General features: G+C 61.9%; 17 protein-coding genes. 9 read left to right on the top strand and 8 right to left on the bottom strand.

All coding sequences use genetic code 11. The features are described 5' to 3' along the window. Positions 1 to 42: 42 nt before the first annotated feature. Positions 43 to 495 carry a winged helix-turn-helix transcriptional regulator gene (locus MLD24_RS03120; protein ID WP_227174869.1) on the bottom strand — a complete coding sequence of 151 codons (453 nt, stop codon included), beginning with the start codon at positions 493 to 495 and terminating at the stop codon, positions 43 to 45. A 186-nt stretch (positions 496 to 681) separates the two neighbouring features. Between MLD24_RS03120 and putA the strand changes: the two genes are divergently transcribed. The 5 genes from putA (at position 682) to MLD24_RS03095 (ending at position 8,916) form a co-directional block, all read left to right on the top strand. Next, positions 682 to 4,305 carry a bifunctional proline dehydrogenase/L-glutamate gamma-semialdehyde dehydrogenase PutA gene (gene putA / locus MLD24_RS03115; protein ID WP_248163861.1) on the top strand — a complete coding sequence of 1,208 codons (3,624 nt, stop codon included), beginning with the start codon at positions 682 to 684 and terminating at the stop codon, positions 4,303 to 4,305. 224 nt (positions 4,306 to 4,529) lie between these two features. Next, complete coding sequence (locus MLD24_RS03110) at positions 4,530 to 5,453, top strand: helix-turn-helix transcriptional regulator (protein ID WP_248163856.1); 924 nt, start codon at positions 4,530 to 4,532, stop codon at positions 5,451 to 5,453. Positions 5,454 to 5,653: 200 nt separating this feature from the next. Beyond that, on the top strand, positions 5,654 to 7,825 hold the full coding sequence (fauA, locus tag MLD24_RS03105) for a TonB-dependent alcaligin siderophore receptor FauA (protein WP_248163853.1): 2,172 nt from the start codon (positions 5,654 to 5,656) through the stop codon (positions 7,823 to 7,825). Positions 7,826 to 7,967: 142 nt separating this feature from the next. Then, on the top strand, positions 7,968 to 8,261 hold the full coding sequence (locus MLD24_RS03100; RefSeq protein ID WP_248163850.1) for a hypothetical protein: 294 nt from the start codon (positions 7,968 to 7,970) through the stop codon (positions 8,259 to 8,261). A gap of 181 nt (positions 8,262 to 8,442) precedes the next feature. Further along, the gene (locus MLD24_RS03095; RefSeq protein ID WP_248163845.1) at positions 8,443 to 8,916 is read left to right on the top strand and encodes a VOC family protein; all 474 of its coding nucleotides are present in this window, start codon (positions 8,443 to 8,445) and stop codon (positions 8,914 to 8,916) included. A 22-nt stretch (positions 8,917 to 8,938) separates the two neighbouring features. Here MLD24_RS03095 and MLD24_RS03090 read toward each other — a convergent pair whose 3' ends face one another. The 3 genes from MLD24_RS03090 to MLD24_RS03080 form a co-directional block, all read right to left on the bottom strand. Beyond that, the gene (locus tag MLD24_RS03090; RefSeq protein ID WP_248163842.1) at positions 8,939 to 10,165 is read right to left on the bottom strand and encodes a cache domain-containing protein; all 1,227 of its coding nucleotides are present in this window, start codon (positions 10,163 to 10,165) and stop codon (positions 8,939 to 8,941) included. Positions 10,166 to 10,263: 98 nt separating this feature from the next. Continuing rightward, positions 10,264 to 11,307, bottom strand: a complete 1,044-nt coding sequence (locus MLD24_RS03085) for an NAD(P)H-dependent flavin oxidoreductase (RefSeq protein WP_248163837.1) — start codon at positions 11,305 to 11,307, stop codon at positions 10,264 to 10,266. A gap of 11 nt (positions 11,308 to 11,318) precedes the next feature. Beyond that, positions 11,319 to 12,563: a YbfB/YjiJ family MFS transporter gene (locus tag MLD24_RS03080; RefSeq protein WP_248163835.1), complete on the bottom strand. Its 1,245-nt coding sequence runs from the start codon at positions 12,561 to 12,563 to the stop codon at positions 11,319 to 11,321. A 66-nt stretch (positions 12,564 to 12,629) separates the two neighbouring features. On the opposite strand from MLD24_RS03080, the gene MLD24_RS03075 reads away from it, so the two are divergent. Both MLD24_RS03075 and MLD24_RS03070 read left to right on the top strand, forming a co-directional pair. Next, a complete protein-coding gene (locus MLD24_RS03075; RefSeq protein ID WP_227174898.1) occupies positions 12,630 to 13,493 on the top strand; it encodes a LysR substrate-binding domain-containing protein in 864 nt (287 codons plus the stop codon). A 160-nt stretch (positions 13,494 to 13,653) separates the two neighbouring features. Next, the gene (locus tag MLD24_RS03070) at positions 13,654 to 14,673 is read left to right on the top strand and encodes a sensor domain-containing diguanylate cyclase (RefSeq protein ID WP_248163832.1); all 1,020 of its coding nucleotides are present in this window, start codon (positions 13,654 to 13,656) and stop codon (positions 14,671 to 14,673) included. A gap of 70 nt (positions 14,674 to 14,743) precedes the next feature. Here MLD24_RS03070 and MLD24_RS03065 read toward each other — a convergent pair whose 3' ends face one another. After that, the gene (locus tag MLD24_RS03065) at positions 14,744 to 15,793 is read right to left on the bottom strand and encodes a cytochrome-c peroxidase (RefSeq protein WP_248163829.1); all 1,050 of its coding nucleotides are present in this window, start codon (positions 15,791 to 15,793) and stop codon (positions 14,744 to 14,746) included. A 404-nt stretch (positions 15,794 to 16,197) separates the two neighbouring features. Here MLD24_RS03065 and MLD24_RS03060 point away from each other — a divergent pair, with 404 nt between their 5' ends. Then, a complete protein-coding gene (locus MLD24_RS03060; RefSeq protein WP_248163826.1) occupies positions 16,198 to 16,962 on the top strand; it encodes a substrate-binding periplasmic protein in 765 nt (254 codons plus the stop codon). A 21-nt stretch (positions 16,963 to 16,983) separates the two neighbouring features. After that, complete coding sequence (locus MLD24_RS03055) at positions 16,984 to 17,592, top strand: tRNA-uridine aminocarboxypropyltransferase (protein ID WP_248163823.1); 609 nt, start codon at positions 16,984 to 16,986, stop codon at positions 17,590 to 17,592. Positions 17,593 to 17,604: 12 nt separating this feature from the next. Here MLD24_RS03055 and MLD24_RS03050 read toward each other — a convergent pair whose 3' ends face one another. The 3 genes from MLD24_RS03050 to MLD24_RS03040 form a co-directional block, all read right to left on the bottom strand. Next, entirely contained in the window at positions 17,605 to 18,318 is a 714-nt protein-coding gene (locus MLD24_RS03050; RefSeq protein ID WP_425562329.1) for a lytic transglycosylase domain-containing protein, read from the bottom strand. Between the two features lie 228 nt (positions 18,319 to 18,546). Next, complete coding sequence (locus MLD24_RS03045) at positions 18,547 to 19,317, bottom strand: spondin domain-containing protein (protein WP_248163819.1); 771 nt, start codon at positions 19,315 to 19,317, stop codon at positions 18,547 to 18,549. 12 nt (positions 19,318 to 19,329) lie between these two features. Next, positions 19,330 to 20,037: a spondin domain-containing protein gene (locus tag MLD24_RS03040; protein WP_248163815.1), complete on the bottom strand. Its 708-nt coding sequence runs from the start codon at positions 20,035 to 20,037 to the stop codon at positions 19,330 to 19,332. Between the last annotated feature and the right edge of the window lie 101 nt (positions 20,038 to 20,138).

The raw sequence follows: 20,138 nt of genomic DNA, 5'->3' as shown, positions 1-20,138 counted from the left end.
CCTGTTTCCCTTTTCAATTTCTCCTCTGCTTTCTTGGCAGACCTACATCCCCCGGTCTTTGACGTTCTCCATCACCACGAAGGTGCTGGTCTGCACCACGTGGGGCAGGGCAGAGATCTGCTCCCCCAGCACCGTGCGATATTCGGTCATGTTGCGGGTACGGACCTTCAGCAGAAAATCGAAGTTACTGGCGATCATATGGCACTGCTCCACCGCCGCGATGTCCCGTACCGCATTATTGAAGGCGGTAAGGGCTTTGCTGCTGGTGTCGTTCAGGGTGACTTGGGCAAAGGCGATGTGATTCAGTCCCAGCTTGGCCTGGTCTACCAGGGCGGTGTAGCCGGTGATATAGCCCTGTTCCTCCAGCCGTCGCATGCGGACCTGGCAGGGCGTTTTGGACAGCCCGACGCGGGACGCCAGGTCGGTGACGGTGATGCGTCCGTTCTTCTGGAGTTCCCGCAGGATGGAGTGGTCGATTCGGTCCAGGTCGGCCATAAGGGATTGCACCTGTGCTTGGGTGAAGGTCTGGTTGCCTAAAATTCACAGTATTTTAATCCATATCCGGATATTTTGGCATTAATAAAGTCCAAGTGGCTGGTCGTTGGCGGGCTAAAAGGGAAATCGACTTTCTGTGCATCGGTAGAATGCTGCGGTGAGACCAACAATGATGAGGTGATGACAATGAACCCGCAGCAGTCAGTGACTCCCGATCTGATCGAGTGCCGTCAAAACATCCGTGACCACTACCTGGCCAACGAACACCAGGTGATTCATGGGCTGATTGCGGAAGCCCAGCTCACCCAGGCGGAACGCGAGGCGATGTCTGTCCGCGCTGCGGATCTGGTGCGAGCCGTGCGGGCCAATGCCAAGCCCACCATCATGGAAAAATTCCTGTCCGAATACGGCCTGACCACAAAAGAGGGCGTTGCCCTGATGTGTCTGGCCGAGGCACTGCTGCGGGTGCCGGACAACATGACCATTCACGCACTGATTGAAGACAAGATCACCTCTGGTAACTGGGGCGCCCACGTCGGCAAGGCGTCTTCGTCTTTGATCAACTCCACCACCCTGGCGCTGCTGATGACCAGCAACCTGCTGAAAGACTCTGAGCGCCAGAGCGTGGGTGACACCCTGCGCAAGATGATCAAGCGCCTGGGCGAGCCGGTGGTTCGCACCGTTGCCGGTCAGGCAATGAAAGAGATGGGCCGTCAGTTCGTTCTGGGTCGTGACATCGACGAAGCCCAGGATCGCGCCAAGACCTATATGGAAAAGGGTTACACCTATTCCTACGACATGCTCGGCGAAGCCGCCCGCACCGACGCCGATGCGCTGCGCTATCACCGCGCCTACGCCGACGCCATCAACCGTATCCGCCCGGCCTGCACCGGCGATGTCCGCAAGAACCCGGGGATTTCGGTCAAACTGTCCGCCCTGCACGCCCGTTACGAGTTCGGTCACAAGGAGCGGGTGATGGAAGAACTGGTGCCCCGGGCACTGGAACTGGCCAAGATGGCTCGTGATGCCAACATGGGCTTCAACATTGATGCCGAGGAAGCGGACCGTCTCGACCTCTCCCTGGATGTGATCGAAGCAATCCTGGTGGACCCGGAGCTGGCCGGATGGGACGGCTTTGGTGTGGTGGTACAGGCCTTTGGCAAGCGCGCCTCCTTTACCCTGGACTGGCTCTACGCGCTGTCTGAAAAGCTCGACCGTCGCATCATGGTGCGACTGGTGAAAGGCGCCTACTGGGATGCCGAGATCAAGCGAGCCCAGGTGATGGGGCTGGAAGGCTTCCCGGTGTTCACCCGCAAGGCCTGCAGCGATGTGTCCTACCTCGCCTGTGCCAAGAAACTGATGGGCATGACGGACCGCATTTACCCGCAGTTCGCCACTCATAACGCCCACTCGGTATCGGCAATTCTGGAGTTGGCCCAGGGCCGTGACTGCTACGAATTCCAGCGTCTGCACGGCATGGGGGAATCCCTGCACGACCAGGTCATCCGCGAAAGCGGCGTGCCCTGTCGGATCTACGCGCCGGTGGGTGCGCACAGTGACCTGCTGGCGTACCTAGTGCGCCGGCTGCTGGAGAACGGTGCCAACAGCTCGTTCGTCAACCAGATCGTCGATACCAGCATCACCCCTGAGCAGATTGCCCAGGACCCGATCGACGTGGTGGTCGCCATGGGCGACAACATCGCCAGTAAGGCTATCGTGCGCCCGGAAGCGCTGTTCGGTAGTGAGCGTCGTAACTCCAAGGGCTGGGACATCACCGATCCTGTCACCGTCGCCGAGATTGAGCGTGGCCGTGGCGAATACCGCAGTCACCGCTGGACCGGTGGTCCGGTTATGGCCGTGGACGCGGTGGGCACCGAAGTACAGATGGTGCGTAACCCGGCCGATCCGGACGACCTGGTCGGGCATGTGACCCAGGCTTCCGAGGCGGATATTGACGCCGCCATTACCGCTGCCCAGGGTGGTTTCCAGGAGTGGTCCGTGATGTCCGCCGAGCAGCGCGGCGCCTGCATTCGAAAGGTTGGCGACCTGTTCGAGGCCCACGCCGATGAACTGTTCGCACTGACTACCCGTGAGGCCGGTAAGTCCCTGCTGGACGCCATTGCCGAGATTCGCGAGGCGGTGGATTTTGCCCAGTTCTACGCTGACGAAGGTATCCGTTACCAGGGCAGTGGTGAGGCTCACGGCATCATGTGCTGTATCTCACCGTGGAACTTCCCGCTGGCGATCTTCGCCGGTCAGGTCCTGGCCTGCCTGTCTGCCGGCAACGTGGTGCTGGCCAAGCCGGCGGAGCAGACCTCGCTGATCGCCGTACGGGCGGTTGAGCTGATGCATGAGGCCGGCATTCCCAAGGCCGCCATCCAGCTGCTGCCGGGCACCGGTGCCACTGTGGGGGCGGCGCTGACCTCCGACCCGCGTCTGGCCGGAGTGTGCTTCACCGGTTCCACCGCGACGGCCCAGCGCATCAGCGGTGTGATGGCTGAGAAGATGGCGCCGGACGCGCCGCTGGTTGCTGAGACCGGCGGCCTCAATGCCATGATTGTCGATTCCACAGCGCTGCCGGAACAGGTGGTGCGCGACGTGCTGGCGTCCTCGTTCCAGAGTGCCGGCCAGCGCTGTTCCGCCCTGCGGATGCTGTATGTCCAGAAAGACATTGCCGACCACCTGCTGGAAATGCTGTTCGGTGCCATGGAAGAGCTGGGAATTGGTAACCCGTGGCTGTTGTCCACTGACGTGGGCCCGGTGATTGACCAGGCCTCCAAGGACCGCATCGAAGCCCACTGCAATCGCTTCGCCAAGCAGGGCCGGGTACTCAAACGCCTGCCGGTACCGGAGAAGGGCCTGTTTGTGGCGCCCACCGTGATTCGGGTGAACGGCATTGAGGAGCTGGAGGAAGAGATCTTCGGGCCGGTTCTGCACGTGGCCACGTTTGAGGCCCGTGACATCGACCAGGTGGTCGATGCCGTTAATGCCAAGGGGTATGGCCTGACGTTCGGTATCCACAGCCGGGTGGATCACCGGGTGGATCGCATTGCCCGCCGTATCAAGGTGGGTAACACCTACGTCAACCGAAACCAGATCGGTGCCATCGTGGGCTCCCAGCCGTTCGGTGGTGAGGGGCTGTCCGGCACTGGTCCCAAGGCCGGTGGCCCGCAGTATGTGCGCCGGTTCATGAAAGCCGGGACCGAGTCCCGGGCGGCGGACAGCTCTGCCAAGGCGGTTGATGCCAAGCAGCTGCGTGGCCTGATCCACAAGCTGGAAGGCCAGCAGGCGCTGGCACCGGAAGCGCGGATTGAGGCCCTGCGGCCGATCTTCGGCAAGGTACCGGCACCGCTGGACACCGGCTATGAAGAAATGCCGGGACCGACCGGGGAACTCAACCGTCTGTCCTGCCATGCCCGTGGTGTGATCCTGTGCCTGGGACCGGACCGTGAGTCCGCCATGGCGCAGGCCGCAACGGCGCTGTCCCAGGGCAACAAGGTGGTGATGATTGCGCCGGGGGTTGCCGACGTGGTGAGCCAGGCCGCGAATGCCGGCTTGCCGGTAGTGGGCGCTGAAGGCCTGCTGGCACCGGAAGCCCTGGTGTCTGCAGCTGGCTTTGAGGCGGTGGTGAGTGTGGCCGAGCAGGATCTGCTCAAGGCCTACCGTCAGGCACTGGCCCGTCGCGACGGCGCCCTGCTGCCGCTGATCACCGAGCCGACCCTGGACCAGCGCTTCGTTATCGAGCGTCACCTGTGTGTGGACACCACCGCGGCGGGTGGCAACGCAAGTCTGATTGCTGCTTCCGAGTAAAGCCGTTACATAGCGCGGTGATTACGGAACCGCCTGAATGCTCTGCGTTCAGGCGGTTTTTTTGTCTGTTGTTTATGTTCTTAAGACTCAATCAGAGTCTACTTAAGTGAAAATGAGTCTATATAGCGTTTGATAATGGTGTGCGGTATTCTGGGATGGATTTGGCCGAGCTTTACCAGCCGTGGCCACTTGGAAAACCATTTCAGAGTCTCTGATGCCCCGTCATGATCGAAACCGCCATACCCCACGTCGCCCCCAATTCCGCTTCCCGCACCTTTAGTCATCGTGATCTGAGCCAGTTTGGTGAACGATTCGCCCTGGACTATCGCTACCCGGACAACGCCTCACCGACGGACATACTTTCCGGCCAGGTCGAGGAATTCAGCTTCCGGCCCGGTATGCAGCTGGTGCTATCGGACGTGGAGGTGCTGGAAACCTACGAATCCCGTTCGCTCAATCCTGCGCCGCTGTGCCTGGTGGTGGTTCTGGAAGGGCTGGTGGGGCTCTCACTGGGGTCCCAGACCATGGAACTGTCGGACCGAACGGTGGCCACGCTCCATATGGAGCAGGAGGCGCGGCTCGATGCCCGGCAGCGCCGCGGACAGCGTCTCAAGGTGCTGACCCTGAGCGTGGATGCCGCCTCGCTGACGGCGCTGGAAGTGGCCGCCGGCCACCAGACCCGCGGACAGGTGTGGCAACTGCCGGATTACCTCGCCCAGGCATTGACAGCGCCTCAGTCCTCACCGCTATGGCTGGAGGGGCTCAGCCTGCAACTGCTGTCCCTGGGCCTGCAGGGGGCTGAAGAGACCACAGCGGGGTCGCCCGTGAGCCCGCGGGATCGGCGCCGCCTGGCGGATCTCCGCGATCGACTGGCCGCGGAACCGCAACACAACTACACCATGACCGCGCTGGCCGGGCTGGCGGCCATGAGTCCGAGCAGCCTGCGCAGCAAGTTCAAGGCGGTGTACGGCCAGACCGTGTTTGAGTTCCTCAAGGCGCGTCGGCTGGAGCTGGCACGAGGTTACCTGGAGCAGGGTTACAGCGTGCAACAGGCCGCTCACTTCACCGGTTATCGTCATGCCACCAACCTGACGGCGGCGTTCCGTCGCCGCTATGGCCTGCCGCCGAGTCAGTTGGTTCGGCGGTAGCTTCGCTTGGCAGCTGACTGCGTTGTCGCCTCAAATTGACATCCTGTCGTTTCCCATAGCTTCTGTGGCAATAATTACTGAATAATAATGATTTGCATTAAGGGGCGATGTGTCCCTTGATTCACTGGCTTTTGGCAGTGGTTGCGGGCGTTGGCTGCCAAGCCTTTGCCGATACTGCCATGGAAAGGAGATGTCACTGGATGCCCTCGAAGTATCGTTATCTGTCGTCCGTTCGCCACGCCGGCTGTCTTGGCCTGGTGGTTGTTCCCTTGCTGTCGAGTCCGCAGGCGCTGGCCGGGGATGAGGTGATTCAGCTGGGGACGGTGGAGATCACCAGTCGCGAGCTGGCTGCCGATTCCGAGCAGCGCTCGAGCTATGCGCCGGGTGCCAGCACCACCGCCACCAGTCTGCCACTGTCGATCAAGGAGACGCCTCAGGCTGTGAGTGTGGTGACCCACCAGCAGATTGAGGATCAGGCGCTGGGTACCAGTGGCGACATTCTCCAGCAGGCGCCGGGTGTGTCGATGACCCGCCGGGACAGCAACCGGGTGAGCTTTTCCGCCCGCGGCTACGCCATCAAAACCTACCAGTTCGATGGCCTGCTGACGCCGATTCAGGGCTTCTGGAACTTTGGTGATACCGAGTGGGACAGTGCGATCTACGACCGCATCGAGGTGGTGCGGGGCGCGACCGGTCTGCTGACCGGTGCCGGCGACCCGTCTGCCAGCGTCAACTTCATCCGCAAGAAGCCACTGCCGGAGTTTGCGGCCAATGCGTCAGTCGGCGTGGGCCGGTGGGACAAGCAGCGTATTACCGCGGATGTTTCCACACCGTTGAGTGAGGATGGTCGTACCGCCGCCCGGGTGATCGCGGTCCGCGATACCGGTGACAGCTACGTTCATAACCTGCGGGATGAGCGGGAAACCTACTACGGCATCATCAATACTCAACTGGCGACCGGCACGGAGATTTCCCTCGGGGTTGAGTACCAGCACAACCAGACGGACGGCTCAGGCGCCGGCTTCCCGTTGTTTCACGCCGATGGCAGCCGCACCGATTTTGACCGCTCGGCCGCCAACAACACTGATTGGTCCGGCTTCTTCAATGAGACCACCCGCGGCTTTGTCGACATCTACCACTTTCTCGACAATGGCTGGCGGCTGCGAGCGGCCTACAGCTATGACGACGGCAACTATGGCCTGAACTACCTGTTCCGTGGCGGTTACCCCGATCAGCAGACGGGTGAGGGAATGACCAAGTATTTCGCCAACTACCGTGGCCACCGCAGCCGCCAGGACCTGCACTTCACCGCCGAAGGTCCGTTTGAACTGTTTGGCCGGGAGCACGAGCTGGCGGTGGGTTGGATGCGGATGGAAGACGATCTGGACATGACCGTCGCCCTGCCAGCCGACGGTGGGCCGGAAATTGGCCGCTATCTGAACGGCCGCGGAGATGTAGTGGACGAGCCGGCCTGGGGCCAGTTCAACAGTAACGATGACAGCAAGCTGGTGCAGAGTGGTGCCTACGCGGTCACCCGTCTGTCGGTGGCTGATCCTCTTCACCTGGTGCTTGGCATGCGTTTGAGCAACTGGGATCTCGAACAGGTCTACTACGGCGAAGAGCGGGATTATTCCTACAGCAATGAGCTTACCCCCTACGCCGGTGTGGTGTACGACATCAACGATCGCATCAGCACCTACGTCAGTTACACCGAAATCTTCCAGACCCAGAACAAGCGCGATCCGGACGGCGATTTGCTGGACCCGGTAACCGGTCGCAACTACGAACTGGGTGTGAAGGCGACACTGGCGGAGCAGCTGGACGGCAACCTGGCCCTGTTCCGCAGCGAGCAGGACAACCTCGCCGAGGCCATCCCTGATGTGCCGGTGCAGGGCCGTCCGGATACCCAGGCCTACCGTCCGGTTGATGGCGGCACGGTGGAAGGGGTGGAAGCGGAACTGGTGGGTCGTCTGGCGCCGGGCTGGAGTCTGAGTGCCAGCTACACCCTGGCCACCGCCCGGGATGCCGATGATGAGCGGGTCAACACCCTGCATCCCCGTCAGCAGTTCAAGCTGTTCACTGCCTACCAGCTCCAGGGCGATTGGCGAGCGCTTCGGGTGGGCGGTGGTGCCCGCTGGCAGAGTGAGGTGTTCACCCGTGCCAACAACCCCAACGGTAAGGTGCGTGTCGGCCAGGGCAGCTACGTGGTGGCGGACCTGATGGCTCGATACACCTTCAGCGACCAGCTCAGTGCCCAGCTTAACGTCAACAACCTGTTCGACCGGGAGTACCTGGAACAGGTCGGCTTCTACAGTCAGGGCTGGTGGGGCGAACCCCGAAACCTGCAGCTGGCGCTGAACTACGACTTCTGACGTGCAGTTAGACGCCCCGACTTCCGATTGAGTCACTCCTTGGCCAGGGCACTTGCCCTGGCTTTTTTGTCTGCATCTTCTATTCGGCATTGTCCGGACGCTAGGATAGGCTTCTCAATCTTTCAGGGAATCGCGTGTAGCCATGGAAATTGTGCGAATCGTTGTTGCCACCGGCGTTTTTCTCGGGGCCTGTTTTCTGATCTGGGATGGTCTGGTGTCGACGCCCACGGGCTGGGCTTTATTGGTGCTTGCGGCCCTCTGTTTCGGTCTGGCCTACCTGATCTGGCCAAGCCGGAAACGGGGGCAGCGTGATCAGGAGCATCCATTGCTGGATGTGCTGGAAGTGGTGCTGGAATTGCCGGTTGAGTGCCTGATCTGGCTGATCCGTGGGCTGGGGCGATTGGTGAGTGGTAAAGGTGTGGATATCGACTTTTAAGGAGCGCCTGATGAACTCCGAATCGTCTCTGCGCGATCAGAGGCTCCTTAAAGCTCGGTCCTGAGCAAAAAAAGCCGGCCTATGCTCAAGGAGCTGTCGATTTTCCGAGTCGCCGTTCGACTCTGTCGAGAAGGACCCCATTCCACACCCACTTGCCCTTAGCGGGGCCAAGGAGCATCCCATGACCAACCCCATTCCAGACGGCATGACCGGCCTGATTCCCCACCTTGTCTGTGATCCCTGCGATCAGGCCATTGAGTTCTACGCCAGAGCCTTTGGCGCCGAAGAGCTGAGTCGTTCGGTTCACCCGGAGACCGGCAAGATTCTCCATGCGGCCATGCGCCTTGGATCGCAGGTGCTGTTCATGAGCGACGACTTTCCGGAGTTCTGTGCCGATGGCAAGCCCAGCTCCCCGCAGGCCCTGGGCGGGACGCCGGTGACTGTTCACCGCTATGTCGCGGACTGTGACAACGCCCTTGCAACGGCGCAGTCCGCCGGTGCGACCCTGGTGATGCCGGCGGAAGACATGTTCTGGGGCGATCGCTATGGCATTGTGGTTGACCCGTTCGGGCACCGCTGGTCGTTGGCGACCCACATCCGTGACGTCACCGAGGATGAGATGAAGGCCGCAATGTCTGACCTGTCGATGGCCTGAGGCGATTCGGGTTACCTCCGGATCAACTCTGATCGGCCTGCCCCCTGTGCGGGTCGATCAGTTGCCGGGCCTCCACCTGTTCCAGAATTCGCCGTTCCAGGGTTTCATTGAGCTGCTCCAGCTCCTGTGTGCGAGCGGCCACCCGCCGTTCCAGCGAGGCGTTGGTATGGATCAGCATGTCAGTGAGTTCATTGATGGCTCTGGAAAGATCCAGAATTTCCCGGCCGGCCTGTGGGTTTTCGGTGGTTCTCAGATCGTACTCGCCGCCAAGAATGCGCCGGCTCTCCTCGGCCAGCCGCGTGACCGGGCCGGCAATTGCCCGGGCGATGAGCACGCCCAGTAACAGGGCCGCGATCAGCAGCGAGATTGCGGCCATGGCGACGGTGGTGCGAAAGTCGGACACCGGCGCCAGTATTTCGGCGTGATCCATTTTTACGGCCAGTTGCCAGTCGAGCGTGGGCAAAGGGCGCAGGGCCACCATGGTAACCGTGTCCCGGTAGTCGGAGGCGGCCTCCAGCGTGGCGTTGGACTTTCCGTTCAGGCTCGCCGCAAAGGGGCTGGACAGCTCCCGGAGCGGCTGCAGGTAGAACTCGGGACGATGTCGCAGTGGTGTCAGCAGATAGGCTTCACCCTGTCTGTTTCGGGCAGTGAGCAGGGTTTCGCCGGTCTGGCCCAATCCGGTGGTGTCGGCGGTGGTCCGCAGCAGCTCATCAGCGGACAGCGTGACCTGAACCTTGCCGACCACCACGTCGTCAATAACCATGGCTTGGCTGAGCGTGGCAAACAGGTGACCGGTCTGGTCCGAGGCCAGGTTGATCAGGCCCGGACTGTTCTCTCGGGAGGAGAACTCGATCATTCTGGCGATGGTTTGAATCGGCTCGCCCGCGGATGCGACAACCCTGCCGTCCAGGGTCGAGACCTGGATGCTGCGAACGGCCCGCACCGACTGCTGGGCGTCGGCCAGTATGGCCGCCATTTTGTCCTGGTCGGATTGCTGCGCGATGATGCCGTAGCGCTGCAGGCTGATGCGCAGCTGGGTACGACTGGCAATCAGTGCCACCCGGTCCTGCCAGGCCAGGATCACTTCCGCTATCTTGCCCTGCTGATGGGTGGCAATGGCGTTAAGGCGCTCCCTGACCGAGTCACTGACCACGTCACTGCCTTTCTGGTAAGACAGGTACGTCATGGAGACGATGGCAAGCAGCACCAAGCCCGTACAGGCGGCAATCACGCGTTGATAGATGGACACAGACTCACTCCCTTGACCGGTATGGCCCGCCGCTTCAGGCTGGCCCCAGTTAAAGCTAGCACAGCCTGGGAGTCTGAGTAGGTCCTGTTCCGTGTTGGCTACGTCAGCCCCTCGGCCAGCCCCTGGGTCAACGCCCGGGCTGGCAGTGGCTGGCAACCGCTGATGTTCTGGCCGGCCCAGAGCGGGCTGAAATCGCCGCTGCCCAGGCTTTCCGCCTTTGCCCTCAAAGGTGCTGACGCTGCGGTTGCCAGCGGGAATGCCGGCGCTTGATCACTCATGGGGCCCAGTGCCCGAATCATGCGGTTGACGATCCCCCGCGCCGGTCGACCACTGAACACGTTGGTAACGGCGGTTGTGAGGCCGGCGTCGCTCTGCAGAGCGGCCCGGTGTACCGCAGACGTGGTGGCCTCAGGGCAGAGCAGGTAGACCGTACCAACCTGGACACCACTGGCCCCCAACGCCATGGCCGCCCGCACACCCCGTGCATCGGCGATGCCACCCGCCGCAATAACCGGCACATCAACCGCGGCTACCACCTGGGGCAGCAATGCGAACGTTCCCAGTTGGTTGCTGATGTCCTGATCCAGAAACAGGCCGCGGTGGCCGCCGGCTTCCCAGCCCTGGGCGATAATGGCATCCGCTCCGTGATCGGCCAGCCAGCGGGCCTCGGCGACGGTGGTGGCAGTCGACAGTACCAGGGCGCCACTGTCCCTGACCTTGGTCATCAGAGCCGGGGCCGGCAGACCGAAGTGGAAACTCACCACCTCTGGCTTAAGCTCACACACCAGATCGGCGAGGATCTCGTTGAACGGTTGTCGACTGGCACCACTCGGCCCCGCCGGCAGGGGAACGTCCAGTTCTTGATAGAACGGTCTGAATTGCGACAGCCAGGCCTCCTGGGCCGCCGGGTCAGGGGTTGGCTGTTGATGTGCGAAGAAGTTCAGGTTGATGGGGCCGGTGGTTCTCGCGCGGATCTGTGACACCGCCTTGCGGATCGCTTCCGGGGTCAACATGGCGCAGGGCAGGGAGCCCAGCGCGCCGGTGTCTGATACTGCCGCCGCCAGCTCCCAGCCCTGAACGCCTGCCATAGGCGCCTGGATAATGGGGAACCGCAGCGGTAATCGTTGGGTCAGAGCCGTCATGCAAATACCTTTCACGTGCGTTGGGAAGAATGGCCGGTCGGGCAGTGTACCCGGCCCGGTGTCGGGTTGCCCCACCACAGCCAACCGGCACTGACGACCAACAGGCCGCCTGCCAGAACGTTGGCCTGTTCGATTGGCGTCAACGGTAGAGGCATGGGCAGTGGCGAAACAGAGGCCAGCAGCGTGACCAGCACGGGGCCGGCGATCTGGCCAAAGGCAAAGCCGGCGGTCATTCGCGCCAGCAAGGCGGTCGGGTTGATGGGTGCCAGCGACCGGACCAGCTGCAGCCCCGCCATGGTGATGACCATAAAGGTGCCGCCAACCAGCAACGCGGAGACCGCAAGAGCCGACAGTGACGGCCACAGCACGGGGACCACGGCACCGGCTGCAAGTACAGTCTGGGCCAGGGCCCAGCGCTTGCGGTCAGACCAAGCCGACAGCCAACGGGTGACGATCACCACCGATATCATCGCCGCGACCCCAAACAACGGCCAACTGAGGCCGAACAGCAGGGCATTGTCCGTCAGAGTCTGGCCCATGGCCGGTAAATAGGTTGCTGGCAGGATGTACCCAAAGCCCGCCAGGCTGTAACAGACGATCAGGCCCCAATGACGACCTGGATCAGGCTGATCATGGGCGCGGCCAGTTTGGTCACTCTGGATGTGAGTGTTGCCGGTTGTTCCCAATCGCCCCATGACCAGCAGGGCGCCCAGCATCGCAATCGCTCCCAGCACCAGCCAAAGGGTGGATGCCGCCAGGGTGCCGCCAAGCCAGGAAATGGTGCCGGTCACCGCGATGCCCGCGCCAACCCCGCTGTAGATCATGCCCGCCTTGGCTGCGCTGCCCCGTGCTGTCAGTTGCTTCAGGCACCAGCTGCAGGCACATACCAGTACCCAGGCACTGAGCACACCACAGCTGAACCGCAGCAGAAGGCCGGTAATCGGCAGACGGGTAAGCGTAGGCCACGCCGTCATCAGGGTGAGACCGGCGATGCCGGTCAGCCCGATCGCCAGGCCCAGGGCCACGCGATGGCGCCAGCGTGCGGCTGTCAGCGCGCCCACCAGATAGCCCAGATAGTTGGCAGTGGCCCACTGACTGCCTAGCGTTGGGTCCAGCAGGTTGTCCCGGAGCATCAGGGGGAGCAGGGGCGTGAAGGCAAATCGGCCAATGCCCATGGCGACGGCCAGGGCGACAAGGCCAACAAAGAGGGGCGCGGCCGGACGCGAACGGGGAGCTGACAGGTTAAAGGTATTCATGGCTCGCCATTAGACGTCAATTATCGATACTATAAAATTGAATTAATTGTTGTGAGCGTTCTCAAAATGAGAATTATAACCCTGGAAGACCTGCTCATTGTCCAGACAGTCGCCCGTGGTGGCGGTGTGGTGCGGGCGGCGGAAACCCTGAACCGGGTACCATCCAACATCACCACCCGCGTACGCCGCTTCGAGGAGCGGTTGGGCCAGAAGCTGTTCCGGCGCCAGGGCCGTGGTCTGGTGCTGACTGAGTCCGGTCACAAGCTGCTGGGTCATGCTGACCACCTGTTGAAGCTGGCCGAGGAGGCCGAGCGCTCGATGTTGGGCGGGGCGGTCAGTGGGCAGCTTCGGCTGGGCTCCCTGGAAAGCGCCGCGGCGGTGCGATTGCCGTCGCGGCTGTCGACCTTCCATCGTGAACATGGCGATATCGCTGTGGAGTTGCGCACCGGCAGCACCGGTACCTTGCTGGAATGGCTGCGGCATCGTGAGATTGAAGCGGCGTTTGTGTCTGAGCCTTTCGACAGCACCGGGTTGACCGTCCACCCGGTGTTCACCGAAAACCTGGTATTGATCACCGCCCGCGACCATCCGCCGGTAGCGCGACCAGAGGATCTGGGGGCTGCGGCGGTGGTGGCCTTTCCCCATGGCTGTTCCTACCGTCGTTGTCTGGTGGACTGGCTGGCAGCAGGTGGAGTGTCGCCGAGGCGGTTTCTGGATCTTGGGTCCTACCACGCCATTGTCGCCTGCGTTGCGGCTGGTGCTGGCGCAGCCTTTGTGCCTGAATCGGTGCTGGATCAGGCATCCCTGGGAGCGCAGGTGCAGCGCCACCGCCTGCCGCCGGCGCTGGCCCGCAATCGGACCCACCTGGTGTGGCGGGACGAGCCAAGTAGGGCACTGGAGGCTTTTGTTCGCCAGCTTTCTGCGGAGTAAATAGGGTGAGACTCTGTAGTTTTTTACAAATCTTGTCTTGCGGATTAGGCTGAAGGTAACGCTTCGCTCGTTTCGGCACACCGGGTCTGGTGCAGGATGCCCGGCGACAGGGAGGTTGGTAGGTTGTCGCCTTGAGCCGTCCATTGCCGCGAGGTGCGACATGCCAACGCCAGACCAGTTGAATGACGTAATCCAACTGCAGACCGATGTGGTCCGACTGGGACCTAATCTCGGTGAAGTCATGAGTCTGGTGGTCGACCGCACTCTGGAGCTGGTTGAGGCCGATGGCGCCGTTATTGAACTGCTCGAGAACGGTGAAATGGTGTATCGCGCCGCCTCAGGTGCGGCGAAACCTTACTTGGGCCTTCGGCTTCAACAGGACGCCAGCATCTCTGGTTTGTGCGCCCGCACCGGCCGGGCCCTCCTGAGCAATGATTCGGAAACCGACGAACGGGTGGACCGCGCCGCCTGCCGCAAGGTTGGCTTGCGGTCAATGGTGCTGGTCCCGCTGAAACATGACGGCGATGTGATCGGTGTGCTCAAGGCCCTGTCTTCCGAACCCAACCAGTTTGCGGCCGCCGACATCCAACTGCTGGTGCTGCTGTCGGATCTGGTGGCCTCGGCGATGTATTTTGCTGGCAAGTACGACCGCGACGAACTTTTTTATCGGGCCACTCATGACGACTTGACGGGCCTTGCCAACCGCTCCCTGTTCATGGACCGTCTTCGTAACAAGCTGATCCAGTGTCTACGGTCGGAAGAACCGCTGGGGGTATTAGTGATCGACCTGGATGATCTTAAAGTAGTTAATGACCGTCATGGCCACCAGGTGGGCGATGCCCTGATCCGTACATTTGCTGAGCGTTGTCATCAGGCCGCGAGGGATACCGATACCATTGCCCGTATCGGCGGTGACGAGTTTGCTGCCGTCTTATCCCCGCTGGCGGCGGACTGCAACCTGGAACCGGTGATTGACCGCCTCCGGGATGCCCTGTGCCAGCCCAGCCATTTCCGAGGCCTGACTCTGCCGATAAGGGCCAGTATCGGTGGTGCGGTCTATCCGGAAGATGGTCGTGAGATTGATGTATTGCTGGATGTTGCAGACCGGCGCATGTATGGCCAGAAACGTCAACGAAAACGCGCCACCCGGGTGACGCCAAAGGAGGGCGAGCCGGAATAGCACGGGGTCCGAAAGGCCGGCGTGTTATTCCGGGCAGTAACAGAGCTCAGGCGGTCCTCTGTGTTGCCGATCAGGGCACCATCGGATCGGGTTTCGGGGTGGTGCCAGTGCTGACGGGTAACACCGGGTACTCGATCTTCGGTACATCCCCGGTCAGGGTTCCCAGAAAGGCGACAATGGCCTCAACTTCGTTTGGTTCCAGTTTCGTGCCCAGTTGGGCGGTCCCCATCACGCTGACGGCTTCTTCCAGATCCCAAACGGCTCCGGAATGGAAGTAGGGCGCGGTCAGGGCAATGTTTCTTAACGGAGCCGCACGGAACACGTATTCGTCCGAGGCGGTCTCGGTCACCGCAAAGCGCCCCTTGTCGCCCTGGGGCAGGATATCGCCGCCGGGTTTGGTGACCAGACCAAACGGGAAGTAGGACTGGCCGCCGAGGTTGACACCGTCGTGGCAGGCTGCGCAGCCCCGGTCCATGAACAGCGCCAGGCCCTCTTGTTCCTGTTCATTGAGCGCGCTCTGATCGCCCCTGAGGTATTGGTCAAAGCGGGCGTTGGGGGTGGTGAGGGTGGCCTCGAACGCCTCAATGGCCGTGGCCATGTTGTCAAAGGTCACCGGCGCCTGGTCACCCGGAAACGCGTCTTCGAAGCGCTGCTGGTACTCCGGCATACTGTTGAGAGTTGCAACCACCCGCTCCGGGGTGCTGCTCATTTCCACCCCAGCCTGAACCGGGCCTTTGGCCTGCTCCGCCAGATCGGCGGCCCGGCCATCCCAGAACTGGGCGGCATTGAACACCGCATTGAACACGGTGGGCGAATTGCGGGGACCTTTCTGCCAGCCGTGGCCAATGGACGTGGGCAGGTAGTCGTGTCCGCCCATGCCCACGTTATGACAGGTGTTACAGCTGATCAGGTGGCTGGCAGACAGCCGCGGTTCGAAGAACAGCATTTTCCCCAGCGCCACCTTGGCTTCGGTCAGTTCATTGCCATCGAGACTGGCAGGATACTGCGGTACTGGATCGAACGTCTGCTGCGCCCGTGTCATCAGGTCCGCCCCCTGGGCTGAGGCGGCCAGGCCAATGCCGAGTGCCAGCCCAAGTTGAGACAGCCGTATTCCTTTCATCGTTCATTCTCCTTAGTTCTCTCATCCACAGCCACGCTACCAGAGTAGGTTTCTATGCATCTTGGAACCGGAAGCAGAATTGATATCTGTCAGAAATGCTGTTGGAAGTGAAATGCCAAGCTTCTAAAGTCAGGAGTGACGAGAGAGTATGGATGTTTTTGCTTCCGTGCGGACGGGTTGTACATATCGATATTTCACAATTGCTGTAAGTTGCTATAGTTTGGGACAATTGCCTCGCCAAACAGGCCCGACAGGGTTGTGGTAAGCCGGACGCACCTGCCCGCTTGATACCCTGACACTCCGCCGCTTGAACTGGATAGACCATGCCATCAGAGATAACGATGCTTCTTGACCGTTGGTTGAAGAGACGATTTGCGTTCCTCTGGATGGTGGTGTGGTGCTTGGTGTCAGCTTTGCCGGCCAAGGCCGAGGAAGCACCGGCCTGTGATGAACTGCTGGTGGCGGGTAACTCGGAGTATCCGCCGTTCCTGTGGCGCGATCCTGCCGAGCCGGACCGGGTCATCGGGGCGGTGCCGGCGGTTCTGGAAGAGCTGTTTGCCGAGCTGGGCATTCGTATTCAGGTGCGTCACGTCGGCCCCTGGTCCCGCACTCTGGAGTCTGCCCGCACCGGTCGCATTGATCTGGTGGCGGGCGCCTTTCTGACCGATGAACGTCAGCAATACCTGGACTATGTTGTGCCCTCGCTGGCCCCGATTCCCACGGTGGTGTGGATGCCCCGTGACGAGGCGTTCGATTATCGCCAGTGGTCCGACCTCAAGGGACGCACCGGTGCCACGCTGTTTGGCAACAGTTTTGGCCAGGCCTTCGATGCCTACGCGGAAGCGAACCTGCGAATAGAAGGGGTCCGCTCGATTGAGCAGGCTTTCAAGATGGCTCTCATGGGCCGGGTCGATTACGTGCTCTACGAGGCGTTGCAGGGTAGGGTAAAACTGGCGAGCAAGGGGGAGCTGGAGGATTTCCAGTCGTCCGGTCTGTTTGTCAGCGTCGAGAATCTCTACATCGCCTTTTCCAAGCGTTCCCGCTGCAACACCCCGGAATTGCGGGAGGCGTTTGCCGATGCGCTGGTTCGAATGCGGGGTGAGGGTCGGGTGCAGGAGTACATTGCCGATTTTACCCAGCGTTACATCAACAACGGCACCAAGCCTTGAGACTCCTGACGGCCCGGCACCATGTCGCGAACCCTGTGTGACCTCTGCGGCCTGCATACCCGCTTGTGCGTTTGCGACGCCTGCCGGCCGGTCGCCAATGAGACGGCCATCACCATTCTGCAGCATCCCTCAGAGGTCGGTCGTGCCAAGGGCACGGTAAGGGTGCTGGCGCAGTGTCTGCAGTCCTGCCGCATCTGTATTGGCGAATCACCCGTGGAGCTGGCCCGGGGCGGGGTTGATACCGACAGCCTTGGTTCTGGCGTCGGGCTGTTGTTTCCTGGCCCTGATAGCCGTCCCCTGGAAAGCGCGCCACCGAGTGATATCAACCACTGGATCGTGCTCGACGGCACCTGGCGCAAGGCTGCGAAACTGGTGCACCTGAATCCGGTGTTACAGGCCCTGCCAAGCTACCATCTCGTCGCCCCGCCGCCATCCCGTTATATCATCCGCAAGGCGCCTGGCCCGGGTTACCTGGCCACGGCGGAAGCGGTGGCGCATCTGTTGGCGACGATGGAGCCGGGTCTGGATACCACGCCAATCGATTATGCCATGAAGGTTCTGGTACAGCGGCTGCTGGCCCAGGTGCCAGCGTCGTTGCGTCACCGTTATGGTTCGCGGGAAGGAGGGTAGGGAGGTGGTTCTCTAGAACCCACCGTAGCGGCGATGGAGGATACCGACCCGCTCGACATAAGCCTGGGTTTCGGCATAGGGCGGAATGCCGCCGTAACGCTCCACCGCGCCTGGGCCGGCGTTGTAGGCGGCCGTTGCCAGGGTAACGTCGTCATCAAACCGCTTCAGCATCCACGCCAGGTATTGCACACCGCCACGGATGTTTTCGGCCGCGTCCATCGCGTTGCCAACCTCCAGATCCCGGGCGGTGCCCGGCATCAGCTGCATCAGCCCCTGGGCGCCTTTGGGGGACAGGGCTTTGGGATTGAAGGCGGACTCGGCGTGAATGACTGCCCGCACCAGGGCGGGATCAACGTCGTGCTCCCGGGCGGCGGCCCGGATTTCCTGCTGGTAGGGGGAGCGATACAGCGGCGTGGTCAGCCAATTCACCGTCGAGGACGGGTTGCAGGCGAAGCAGTGAAAGCGGATAACGTCGTAGCTGGCCGCTTCGGGGCGTTCGCCACTGAACGACACCACGCCGTTCTGGTCCTGATAGCGGTAGACCACCTCACTGCGGGTTGAAGCTTTGCGCTCCTGGCTGCCGCGGACGTTGGTGAATTCTACCGAACCGTCCGGATGGACGATGCGGCGGACGCTGTCTGCCAGGGTGGTGGTGGTCATCATCATCGAGACCACCAGCATCAGGGTAGCCGGGAGTTGGGCCAGCAGGCCGTGGTTGCTGGTCATGGTAATGCGCTGGACGTCCTTTACGTTTGACTGGCGGATCAATACCGGTGTGGAAGATCAGTCCTGGTCCTCCACCACCCGCCGTGACTGGCCGACAGTATACCGTGTCGGCCAGTCAGAGTAAGCGATCTGGATTCCAGTTTTTGTCATGCATCGGGCGGTGAACACCGGGTCTGTTGTGGTGATCCGTCGACCCAGAACGAACCACTCGACTCAGTGCTTACCACGTCAGTCAGTGCGAACGACGGTGACTCGCATGGCCGGGTGATCCCAGCGATGCTGAGCGCGCAGTACCGAACCGGTCATGCCGTCATCCTGCGTGACAACGCCGCCATGCAGAGCCACCGCATCCCGGACATCGTCCCGCACCGGATTGAAGCCTTCCTGCGCCCCACCGCTGGCGGCCGGGCCGGGAATGGTGTCGACCGTCTCGGTGTTGGCTTCGGTACCGCTGTCATAGCTCAAGGCGGTGAAGTGGAGGCTCTGGCGTTCCTCCAGCGCCGGCAGCGACACTCCGTTGAGCGCGGCGAGGCCATCGTTGCTGTTCACCAGCATGGTCAGTACCGACACCGACAGACCATCGCGATTGTGGGCCTCTGGCAGTGTGATGGTGACAGTTTCGCTGGCTCCGGGCGCGATGGGGCCGTGACCGCTGGCGTGGCCATACACCTGGCTGGCATCGGCAGCCTCGGCCAGCAGGCTGGCGTTGTTGCCGCCTTCGGCCAGGGTTTCCAGTGCTACGGACGCCGGCTCGCCGGTGGTGAACGCGCGCCAGTGTTGACCGTGGAAGATCACGGCAGCCGGGGAAAAGGGCTGCCCGGCGGTCAGGTTGGTGATGGTGACTTCAAAGGTATCGGTGTCGCTGTTGTTATCGTTAACGTTATCGTTATCGCCGTCAAATGGGCAGCCTGCGAGCAGAGTCGTCAGGGCCGTGATGCCGAGGATGGCGCTCCATCGGTACACCCCCGACGTACCCGTGAGGTTGGCTTTGCGGTTCATGATGCACCTCCCTCAATTGACGGTCACGGTAATCCGCGCCACTGGGTTCAACCAGCGATGCAGCCCGCTGTCGATGTCGGACGGGCCGGCACCATTGTCGCTGTCCCCCAGTACACCGCGGTGGATGTGGACAAAGCCTTCCGCCGCCGCGGTGATGCCGGTGGCACCAGTACCCACCACCGGCTCCAGCGGCGGGGGCACCGGGAAACCGGCCTCACCCGGAGAACCGCTGCCACGAACTTCATCGTTGCCTTCGGTACCGGCGTCGTAAGCGTTGGCATAGAAGCTGTACGTGCCCGGTGTGGTGGGAATGTCGATGGCATTGAGGGCGACAAAGCCATCATTGGTGGGCAACAGCATGGCAGTGACTGACAGTTGAGTGTTGGCGGTGCCGTCAGTATTCAGGCTCGCCGTGGCGCTGGCACCCGGGGCCAGCAAACCGCCGGCGGGGTTGTTGGCCTGGGTGGCACCAAGGCTGCTTAGCTGGCCCGCGAGGCCGCTGATGTCCCCACCCTCGGCCATCGCCTGGATCTGTGTGGAGGCCGGCTGGCCGGTCTGAAACAGTTGACTGCCCTCGGGATGGGCCGCGACCGCCAATGGTGTGAAGTAAACGCCCCGGGTGAGGTTTTCGATCGTGACCGTCAGGTCGGCTGCCTGGACCAGGGCTGGCGTTAGGCCCAGGATGGCCAGGCCGGTGGTGACTGCGCGTGTGAGCTTCATGGTGAGACCCTCCTTATTTGCTCGCCTGCCAGTGTGTCGCCGGTGGCAGGAGCGGTTCCTCACGCAAAGGTCACAAGTGCGTCACGATGGCTTGGTGAAGT

The organism is Marinobacter xestospongiae, from assembly GCF_023156385.1.
Taxonomy (GTDB): Bacteria; Pseudomonadota; Gammaproteobacteria; order Pseudomonadales; family Oleiphilaceae; genus Marinobacter; species Marinobacter xestospongiae.
Note: the sequence above shows the minus strand (reverse complement) of the source record. Positions and strands in the feature narration are given on the sequence as shown.